The following is a 10,438-nucleotide window of genomic DNA, read 5'->3' on the forward strand; positions in this document are numbered from 1 at the left end:
CGATCGTGGCGCCCTCGTAAAAGTGGATCTCGCTCGTTGAGCATCACTTGTCGTGGAATGTGGTGGTCTGCGCCTGGCGCGCGTCTGCGTGACCCGAGGATGGTCTGCGCCTCTCGCCGCCAGTCGGGCGGCCGGGTGGTGGACCGCGTCAGGCGCTGGTGGGGAAGGCGTGCTTCCTCCCGCCGGTGACGGCCGCGGTGGCGGCGACCAGCAGTGCCAGCGCAGCCCAGGTGATTGACGCGGCTCCCAGGTCCGCGATGAGCAGGCCGCCGAGGAGGCCGCCGGCCGCGATGGACCCCGAGATGACGGTGATGACGATCGACTGGGCGACGTCGGCGGCGTCCCGGGATGCGTTGATCGCGGCGTCGATGAACAGGGTGGCGGCGCTGCCGAAGGCGAAGCCCCAGGCCCCGGCGGCGATGTAGACCAGCACGGGCACGCCGGAGAGCACCGCCAGGACGAGCACACTGATCGCAAACAGCGCCGTGCTGCCCACCACGAGTTTGCGGAGGTGGCGGTCGATGTGCATGCCGACCACGAGGGTGCTCACCACGGACAGGACGCCGAAGACGAACAGCACCCACCCCGTTCGACCCGCCATACCCGCGTGCCGTAGGAAGTCGCTGATGTAGGTGTACAGAATGTTGTGCGCGACCATGTATGCGCCGATCGCGAACAGGATGACGCGAAGCCCGGGGATCACCAGCGTGTCGGAGACCGTGCGGCGCCGGCCCGCTGGCAGGCCGGGCGGGTTCGGCAGCGTCACCACCGCCCACAGCATGGTCAGCACGGTCAGGCCGGCGCACGCGTGGAAGGCGGCCTGCCACCCGCCCAGGCTGCTGAGCCAGGGGCCCAGGGGGACGCCCAACGCGAGCCCGATGGGCGTGCCGGCCAGGGCGATGGTGATGGCGCGGCCCTGCTGGCCCCCGGGGGCGAGCCGGGCGGCGTATCCGCCGAGTTGGGGCCAGATCATGCCCGTGCCCAGGCCGGCGACGAACCGGATCACCAGGGTCAGCGGGTAGTCGTCGGACAGGGCGGTGAGCGCGTTGGTGACGGCGACGATGGCCAGAGCCACCAGGAGCACGTTCTTGCGGGGCCACGTCGAGAACGCGCGGGAGAGGGGGATCGCCGCGATCGAGGTGGCCGCGGCGTACACGGTGACGGTCTGGCCGGTGAGCGCAACGCTCGTGTGCAGCGAACGGGCCATGTCCGGGAGCAGGCCGGCCGGCAGGCACTCGGTGAGGATGCCCACGAACCCGGTGAAGAAGAGTGCGAGGAGGGCCTTGCCCGGAAGACGGTCTCCTTCGCGCACTGCGGCGGAGGAAGCTGTGTCAGCCCGTTCGGTCATGTGCTGCTCCATCAGTCGCTCCTGGGCCGGCGGGCCTGTGCCGCTCCGGTTGGGAAGGTCTGCGCGGCCGCCCTCGCGTAAAGGTCGCCGTGCGCAGCCGGACGTTTGTGGCAACCGGCTGGCCTTTCCGTTCATGCCGCTGCTGCCTGACCCTGATGTGCCTACGTTCCGGGTGACTACCACTGGCGGGGACACGAAGAACTGCGTGGCCCCTCGTGACTTCGCCGCCGCCATCGCGGCCACTCACGCTCGTCACAAGACGATCAGGCCGCAGTGGCCCGGGCGGACACGGCCAGGTCGAGCGTTTCCGCGGCAGGTCGCAGGCGCGCGCCACATCGCACCGAACGGGCTTCCGCCGACAAGTCGCGCTCAGTCACCAATGTGATAGCCGGGTACGCGTGGGGCCCGGCCCGCCGCTTGAGGTGACGGGCCGGGTTCCTCTGGCTTCTGGGGGACTCAGACGGTGAAGCCGCCGTCGACGTTCCAGTTGGCGCCGGTGACGAACGCCGCTTCCGGTCCGGCCAGGTAGCTGACGGTGCTGGCGATCTCGTCCGGCCGGCCGAAACGCCCGAGTGCCATCAGGTCGCGCAGCGAGTCCGCGACCTCCCCGTCCTCGGGGGTCATCTCGGTTGCCGTGGGTCCCACCTGAAGGTTGTTGACCGTGATGCCGCGGGGCCCGAGTTCGCGGGCCAGTGCGCGCGTCAATCCGGCGACCGCCGCCTTCGACATCGCGTAGATCGACATCCCGGCCAGGGGAACCCGGTCAGCGTTGATGCTGCCGATGGTGATGACGCGACCGGTGGCGCCCAGATGCGGCAGAGCCGCTTGGATTGCGGCGAAAACACCCCGGACATTGATGGCGACCAACCGGTCGAACTGCTCCATGGTCAGCGACTCGATGGAACCCGCGGGGAGGACGCCGGCGTTGTTGACGAGAATGTCCAGGCCGCCCAACTGGGTCACGGTTTCGTCGATCGACCTGGTCACCTGCTCGACGTCACCGCTATCGGCCTGAATCGCGACTGCGGTGCCCCCGGTTTCGGTGATCTCGGCCACCAGCTTTTCAGCCGCGGCGACCGATGCGCGGTAAGTGAAGGCGACCGCGGCGCCGTCCCTCGCCAGCCGTCGCACGATCGCCGCTCCGATACCGCGCGAAGCTCCAGTCACCAACGCTCGCCGACCTGCAAGTGGTGCCGTCACGTCATTACCCTTTCGAATTGCGCATTACTACGACGTAATGAATAAAACTCTCGAAATGCGAGAGCGATTATTTCAGCGGAACAGATTTCCGCGATGATGTGCCCCCGGCTTGAGTAGAGTCGAATGGCCAGGCGTCCAGTGCTGCAGCCGGAACGGTTAGCCGGTGAGCCTTTCCGGCCACAGTGCCAGCTCAGTGAACTCCTCCATGCGGGCGCCAGGTAGCTGGGGTCGCTCGCTGTACTCGACCAGTTCCGGGTCAGCCGGGCCCGTTGGGTGGAAGGGACGCGCTCAGTGCAGTACGTCGGTCCATGACCCCAGTATCACGCTTGCGGCACGTGAATAGCCTGTCCCTGTCAGTGGTAGGAATCCGTGCCGCAATCAATGCGCGGGTCTGGGCCGTGTGATTGGGCGGCCGGCATCACTCGGACACCGCCCACAACGGTGCCCGACCTGAGTCTGCGGCGCTCTCGGGTGACCAGCGGTGGCCCACCCACGTAGTAGCTCCGGCAGGTCCGCGCCGTGGCCGGGGTGATCGGTTCTCCCGTTGCGCCGCGTCGAGCTCTTCCTGCCGCTTCCGCCCGCCAAACGCCGTCACCTTCCCCGGAGATCACCCCGTGCCAGGCGGAGTCGTCCTCGGCCGCCGGCTTGTTTCGCGCAACTGGACAACGTCGCGGGAAACGCCGATTGCCGGGGGTCCCAACGTCCCGCGGCAGGTCAGACGATGGCGGCGTCGCCGGAACTGACGAACGGCGGCGACGTGGTCTGCTGCGGCGACCGCCCGGCCTGTCAGCGAGGGGCGCGGTTCAGGGGGAGTTCGGCGTGCACGGTGGTGCCTGCGCCGGGGGAGGTCTGCACGGAGAGGTGGCCGCCGAGCGCCTCGGCCCGGTCCTTGAGCCCGGCCAGGCCGGATCCGCCGGAGAGGTCGGCGCCGCCGTGGCCGTCGTCGCGGACGCGGACTCGCAGGATCGCGTCGTCGGCTTCGACGTCGACGGTGATGACCGATGCGTGGGAGTGTTTGGCTGAATTGGTCAGTGCTTCGGCCACGATGTAGTAGGCGGTGATCTCGGTCTGCTCGGGTAGCCGCTGGTCGGCTCGCACGGTGAACTCGACCGGGACGGTGCAGCGGCGGGCCAGCGATTTGAGTGCGGGGCGTAGGCCGCCGTCGGTGAGGATCGCGGGGTGGATGCCGCGGGAGAGTTCGCGCAGCTCGTCGAGTGCGCGGTTCGCCTCGGCGGTCAGGTCGTCCAGTTGCGCGGCCAGGTTGTTCGCCTCGGGCGGCGCCGCTGCCTTGGCCTCTTGGGCCCGCAGGGCCAGGAAGACCAGCCGCTGCTGGGCGCCGTCGTGCAGGTCGCGCTCGATGCGTCGGCGGGTTTGGTCGGCGGTGGCGACGATCCGTGCGCGCGAGGAGGTCAGCTCGGAGTAGAGCCGGGCGTTGTCCAGGGAGACGGCCAGCTGGCCGACGATGAGCTTCACGGCGTCGAGCCGCACGGCGGTGAACGCAGACCGGATGAGCCGGTTCTCCAGCAGCAACACCGCCCGCAGGCTGCCGCGGCTGAGGACGGGGAGAGCGAGCAGCGAGCAGCAGCCGACGTCGGCGAAGTAGGGATCGCGGGCGAAGCGATCGTCACGGGTGGCGTCGTCCACGACCAGCGGTTCGACGGTGCGCCGGACGTAGCGCACCACCGACAGGGGAACCGACTGTTCGTCCTCGGTGCCGGTGATCGGCGCGGTGCCGGAGTCGCTCCCTGGAGTCGCTCGCTGCCATTCCTGATGGATCTCGCTCCGCAGCAGCAAGTTTACGGCGGTGGCGCCGGTCATCGCGCTGAGCACCTCGACCACGCGGGCGTGCAGGCGTTCGACGGTGGTCTCGGAGCTCAGCGCCTGAGACGCGGACAGAATGCCGAGAAGGTCGAGCGTTCCCGTCGTGACCGCCGCCGGCTGGCTCAGAAGATCAGCAGGCCGGTCTGTCCCGTCGGCAGGCGGCCGCAGGGTGGGGTAGGCCCAGTCCAGCTGGTCGACCTTGGCGGTCGCCCCCCACGCGGCGTACTGCTGCCGGGCCTGGGTAAGTAGTCCGTAGCCGGCATGTTCGCCGCCGTGGTGGAGGTGGAAGCGGGCCGCGCGTTCGGCGATGAGGGCCCGGTGCCAGGGGCGCTGACGCCGTGCGGCTTCGAGGCAGGCGGCGTCGAAGGCCCCGACGGCGGCGCGGAAGTCGCCCTGTGCCCATGCGCGCTCGGCCTCAAGCAGCCGAAGCAGGTGGAGAAAGTTGTCCGGTGCGTCCGCGGCTCGGGCGGCCAGCCACCGCGTCACCTCGTCCAATTCGGACAGCAGGCCATCGCGCTCGGTACCGTCGACGGTCCGCGCTCGTGCGGCGAGGGCAAGCCCGCGCAGGAGACGGGCCACGGCGATCGGGTAGATGCCGTGTGCGGCCGGCAGCAGCGGCATCGCTGCCGCGGTGTGCCGCTCCAGATCGGCCTGGTCGCCCAGGATGGCGGCGGCGATCGTGCCGTTGAGGTGTGCGTGGAGAAGTGCCTGGGGAGTGTCGGCGTACCGGTCGGGGACCAACGAGCCGGCCGCGGTGGACACCTCGCCGCGCAGCACCCGGGCCAGCCGTTGGTAGCTGTCGAGCCATTGGACGGCCTGTTCGTTGCCGGTCCGGTGCGCAAAGGCCAGCCCCTCCTCCACGTCCTCGGTGTAGGCGTCGATCGTCTGTGCGCAGTCCAGCAGGTAGTACCCGGTCGGGCCGTAGGTTTGGCCGGCGAGCGTCAGATCGCCCCCGGCGATCAGCCCGTCGCGAGCCTGCTGAGCTGCTTGGACGCCGTTCTCGATCGGCTCGAACCAGCAGGCCACGAGAGCGAACCGGTGGCGCACCTGTGAAGTGTCGGGCTCGCGGCCGCCGGCCTCGGCGAGCGTGAGGACGCGCCGCACTGCCCGGTACCCGGTGGCGTCGTCGGAGCGGAGCACCGCCGCGGCGAAGGCGGCGGTGCCGGCGGGGCCGAGCAGGATCGTCGCGGGGCCGTGCTCAAGCCAGATCCGCACCGCCTCGAGGCTCAGCCAGCCGTACCACGCGAGGTCGGCAGCGTGGTAGGCCGCTGGGAGGAGCGCCGTGATCACCCGGGCCGCGGCGAGGAGTGCCGGGTCGGTGAGTTCCGCTCGGGACAGGTCGTCGGCGGCCTCGGTGTGCTCCAGCCACCGGTGCAGGTAGGTGAACTGCCGGTCCAGTTCGGCCGGGAGCTTGTCCGCGGCCGGCACGGTGACACCGAGTTCGCGCAGCGAGTCCAGTCCGAGGCTGATCGCCTCCGCGTATCGGTTGCGGTGGGCGAGGCTGCGAATCTGCACCGCTCTCGCGTCTGCGCGGTCCAACGCGGTGGTGCACAGCCGCGCGATCGTGCCGTAATCCTCGTCGGCCTCCTCCAGCCGCCCGAGGCTGAAGAGGGCGGTGTGGCGGGCGGTGTGCAACTCGACCAGCGTGGCGGTCTCACCCGGGTCGATCAGCCGTAGTGCGGCGGCCAGCAGCGCGCTCACCAAGGCGTGGTCGCCGGTCAAGGCCGCTTGGTCAGCGGCGCGCCGCAGCAGCCCCACCACGCGCTGTCGCTCGGCCGCGTCGGTGACGGCGTCGATCACCGGCAGGTACTGCTCGGCGGCCACCGCGAACAGCTCCGGCACTCCGGACAGGCGCCGCGCCATGGCCAGCTGCATGGTGCGTCGCCGCCGCGGGTCCAGCCCGCCCACTATGACCTCGCGGATGCGGTCGTGGCGAAACCGCACGAGCTCACGCGGCCCGGGCTCGACCACGAGGAGGCCGTCGTCGAGGGCGTGGGCCAGTCGCTGTTCCACCAGACCCGCCGATGCGGCGGTGGCGATCTGCAGCAGGCTTGTCTCGGCACGCCCGCCCAAACACGCCATCGCCTCGACCAGCGCGCGCGACGGCGCCGGCATCGCACCGACGCGAGCCGACAGGAGGCGGGCGACGTCGGACTGGCCCAGGTGATCGCGCGCGACCGCCTCGTTCCACTGCCATCCGGTAGCCGTCGCGGTCAGCATCCCGTTGTGGCGCAGCGCGTTGAGCAACTCGACCGTCTCGTACGGGTTGCCGGACGTGCGCTCGTTGATCACGTCGACCAGGCCAGTCGCCGCGCGCCTGTTCGCGTGCAGTATCTCCGCCACCATGGTGACCAGACTCGGGACCGCCAAGTTGTCCAGCTCAAGCCGGCGCACGCCGGCCTGCTCGTGCCATCGGGACAGCAGCCCAGCCAGCGGATGGGGCGTATCCACTTCTCCTGTGCGGTAGGCGCCCACCAGTAACAGGCCCTCGACCGGATCTTCGGACAGCAGGAGGTCGACGAAGCCGAGCGGGGTGCGCCCACCCCACTGGAGATCGTCGAGGAACACCACCACCGGCCGTTTCCGCGAGGCCACCGCCCGCAGCACCTGCACACCGGTTCGCTGCGTCCGCGCCTGCGCGGTCAGCGGATCCCCCGCGTCCGGTGGCACACCCAGCAGGGCGGCGAACTCCGGCACCACAGCGGTCAACAGGCCTGCGTTCGGCCCGACCGTCTCGACGATCCGTTCGCGGACCTCGGCCAACCGGTCCTCCGGCTCGGCCAGCAACAGCCGGCCCAGCGCGCGGAAAGCCTGGACACCCGCGCTGAACTCCAGATCCTGCCGGTACTGGTCGAACTTGCCGGCCACGAACCAGCCGTCCCGGCTCGTCACCACCGGCCGCAGCTGATCCACCAGCACCGTCTTTCCGACCCCCGGCGCGCCACTGACCAGCACCCCCTGGCAGCGGCCCGTCAGCGACTCCTCGAACGCCGCTTGCAACGCCGCCACCTCGCCCTCGCGGCCCACCAGCTGCGATGGCGGCAGTAGTCGCGGCGGAACATCGTGCTCGCCGACGTGAACCCGGGCCGGCACCGGATCTGCCTGGGCGTCGCGCACCTGCTCCAGGTCGTGGGCGAGACCCTCCGCGGTCTGGTAGCGATGGTCGGGTTCCTTCTCCAGCAGGTGCATGACGATCTCGGACAGCGCCCCCGGCACGGCCGGGTTCACCTCGGCAGGCGCCACCGGCACCCGGGCCAGGTGATCATGAGTGAGGCGCAGCGGGTCGCCGGAGCCGAACGGGGGCGCGCCCGTCGCCAGCTCGTACAGCGTCGCACCCAAGGCGTACAGGTCGGCCCGCTGATCCACCGACCGGCCGGTGCGCCCGGTCTGCTCGGGGGCGAGATAGGCCAGCGACCCGACGATCTCGCTGTGGTGGGTGAACTCGGGACGGATCTCGGCCAACGACATCGCCAACGCAAAGTCCACCAGGCAAGGAACACCGTCGCCGGAAACCACGATGTTGGCCGGGGTGATGTCTCGATGCAGTACTCCGCGGCGGTGCATTCCCGCCACCGCCTCCGCCAGCTTGATGGCCAGCCGGATGAGTTCATCCACGGCCAGCGGTGTGGCCAACCCGGCGAGGGTCGTCTCCCCGGCGTCCGCAACCATGATCGAATCCGGGTCGCCTGGTGCGTCCACCAGCTGCGCGACTCCGTCGGCACCGCGCAGCCGCTCCAGGATCGTCACCTCGTGCCGCAACCGCTGCTGCAGGTCGGGTCCGAGCGGCTCCTTGCGCACGACGGTGCCCCCTGGCAGGTACACCCGCGTCACCCGCGTGCGCGCGCTCTCCTGCAGAACTTCGGCCCTGGCCGGCGGGCCTTGGCCCAACCCCATCCGACACCTCCATGTGCGGTCGGATTCCTCTGTTGCCTACGCTCGCCAACCCGCTCGCGCAAGTTCGTGACCGGTTCCGCCTGTGGTGGGCAAGGCGGCGCGTCGCCGCCGACTTCCCCGGACCGGGCGCGCGCTCCCGGTCCGCAGTGCCGCCCGTGCCGATCACGGGTGCGCCGGCTTCACGGGCGAGCTGCACGGCGATCGAGCCGACACCGCGAGCGGCGCCGACGAGCTTGGCGGCGGTAGGTTTCCGGGCCGGCGAGCTTCACACAACCTTGCACGACATGGACAACTCACCGCTCTGACGGCCGCTGCCCGACTGAGCTTGAATGGCCACTCAGTGTAACTAGCGGCTTACCCGTTCGAGTGTGGCGGGGCGTGAGGTCGTAGTCGTGGGTCGCAACTCCACAGTGGCGGGTGCTGGGGTCGGCCAGCGATCTTGTGGACGTGCGAATCGCTCCCGCCGATGATCGTTCGGTTGTCTCTCGCGGGGCGTGGTAGCCGTCACCGGGCCCGAAAGGTGCACACGACTGTCGGGGACTCTGGGGTGACGGCCTGGGGCCCACGGGTGGAGGCCGAGGCGGGCCGGTTCGGCTACCCGAGACTTGGAGGGTAAGAAGTTGCACCCGCCAGTCGCTGACTCTCTGAAGCGATCTACCGAGTCGGAACTCGATCGGGTTGAAGTCTCGTAGCTCGATCGGGTTGAAGTGGGGTATCGGCTGGCGGCCGGCTCCACCCTTCAGGCGAACCAACGCGAGACGGGAGCATGGTCCGACCGTATGTTCGGCCGATTCCTTGCGCGACAAGGCATAGCCGGCTAGCTCGCTTCACTGTCCTGTGCGTCTGCTGACGCGTAACGAGTACCGACTCCAAGCAGGAGAATGATGGGCATCAAAATAGGGAAGGTCAACAGACCTTTCGCGTTCATTGCGGCGTTGGCTGGCATGCTACTCGTGTTTTCCGCTACTTCGAGTTCTGCGGCACGAGTCGGCGACGAGGCACCTGCCTCTGTGACGGCGCAGTCGCGTTACCCGCAGTCTCAACCGCCCGCTGGTTTTCAGTCCAAGTTTGCGGAAGTGAACGGCTTCCGCATGCACTACGTGGTGGGTGGCAAAGGTTCGCCTTTGGTGATGATGCACGGGTTCCCCGAGGATTGGTCCGAGTGGCGGCAGCAGATGGTTCCGCTCGCCAAGAATCACACCGTGATCGCCGTCGACATGCGTGGTGCTGGGGAGTCCGAGGTCACCAAGAGTGGTTACGATGCTGCGCAGTTGGCGAGGGACGTGCATCAGCTGCTGACGCAGCTCAAGCTCAACAAGGGCGTCCAGGTCATCGCCCATGATCTCGGTGAGGTGGTCGCCTACGCCTACGGGGCGCAATTCCGGTCGGAAGTGCGGAGCATGGCCGTGATGGAAGCCCCCATTCCGGATGAGAGCTTTTACCACTTCCCCGTGCTCAACGCCGACCCGGCCCAGCCCACGGCGTGGCACTTCGGCTTTTTCCAGTTGGCCCTGGCGGAAAAGCTGATCGCGGGTCACGAGCGCGACCTCGTCCACGACTTGATGCTGGAGTACGTGGCGGGCGACAAGTCGCCGTTCACGGAGTCGGACTTTGACTACTACGCGCACTTCCTGAAGCAGCCCGGCCGCTTGACGGCCAATTTGAGTATCTACCGTGGATTCCGCACGGATGTTGAGCAGAACAAGGAATTCCTGGCTCAGGGCAAGTTGAAGATGCCCATCCTCGCGATCGGTGGTGAGCGTTCCTTCGGTTCACTCATCGCCGATCAGTGGCGTGAGTACGCCGTGAACGTCGACGGACACGTCCTGAAGGGTTCGGGCCACTTCGTGACGCAGGAGAGGCCGGAGGAAGTGACGGCCTTGCTGCAGTCCTTCCTGCAGAAGTAGCTTTCACCGCCAAAGGGCGAACCACAGCGATCCCGGTAACTCGCGAGAATCATCTGCGTTGGCAGGTTCGCGCTGGTGGCGACTGCAGCGCCACCAGCGCGAACCAGCGGGTGCGCCGGGCTCGGTGAGTTCGTCGTACGGAATGGCTCGAACGAGTACGCGCCATGGCACCTGATCGTTCCGTGAGTTTTTCGTTCGGACAGAAGGGTTTGTGAGTTGACCAGCGTTCCCGTACTGAAGTTGAACAACGGTGTCGAGATGCCGCAGC

4 protein-coding genes are annotated in these 10,438 nt (G+C 68.7%); 1 reads left to right on the forward strand and 3 read right to left on the reverse strand.

Features of this window, described 5'->3' with window-relative positions; all coding sequences use genetic code 11:
- Positions 1-148: 148 nt before the first annotated feature.
- The 3 genes from ACIA77_RS42790 to ACIA77_RS42800 all read right to left on the reverse strand — a co-directional run bounded on the left by ACIA77_RS42790 (position 149) and on the right by ACIA77_RS42800 (position 8,263).
- The gene (locus ACIA77_RS42790) at positions 149-1,348 is read right to left on the reverse strand and encodes an MFS transporter (protein ID WP_395891884.1); all 1,200 of its coding nucleotides are present in this window, start codon (positions 1,346-1,348) and stop codon (positions 149-151) included.
- Positions 1,349-1,804: 456 nt separating this feature from the next.
- Entirely contained in the window at positions 1,805-2,548 is a 744-nt protein-coding gene (locus tag ACIA77_RS42795) for a 3-oxoacyl-ACP reductase family protein (RefSeq protein WP_395891886.1), read from the reverse strand.
- A gap of 786 nt (positions 2,549-3,334) precedes the next feature.
- The gene (locus tag ACIA77_RS42800) at positions 3,335-8,263 is read right to left on the reverse strand and encodes an AAA family ATPase (RefSeq protein ID WP_395891887.1); all 4,929 of its coding nucleotides are present in this window, start codon (positions 8,261-8,263) and stop codon (positions 3,335-3,337) included.
- Between the two features lie 881 nt (positions 8,264-9,144).
- Between ACIA77_RS42800 and ACIA77_RS42805 the strand changes: the two genes are divergently transcribed.
- On the forward strand, positions 9,145-10,170 hold the full coding sequence (locus ACIA77_RS42805) for an alpha/beta fold hydrolase (RefSeq protein WP_395891888.1): 1,026 nt from the start codon (positions 9,145-9,147) through the stop codon (positions 10,168-10,170).
- The last annotated feature ends 268 nt before the right edge of the window (positions 10,171-10,438 follow it).

It is taken from the genome of Amycolatopsis sp. NPDC051903 (assembly GCF_044452505.1).
Taxonomy (GTDB): Bacteria; Actinomycetota; Actinomycetes; order Mycobacteriales; family Pseudonocardiaceae; genus Amycolatopsis.

Coding starts and splice junctions, on each gene's coding strand:
- ACIA77_RS42800 (WP_395891887.1), bottom strand. CDS start 8,263: ATGGGGTTGGGCCAAGGCCCGCCGGCCAGGGCCGAAGTTCTGCAGGAG.
- ACIA77_RS42805 (WP_395891888.1), top strand. CDS start 9,145: ATGATGGGCATCAAAATAGGGAAGGTCAACAGACCTTTCGCGTTCATT.
- ACIA77_RS42790 (WP_395891884.1), bottom strand. CDS start 1,348: ATGACCGAACGGGCTGACACAGCTTCCTCCGCCGCAGTGCGCGAAGGA.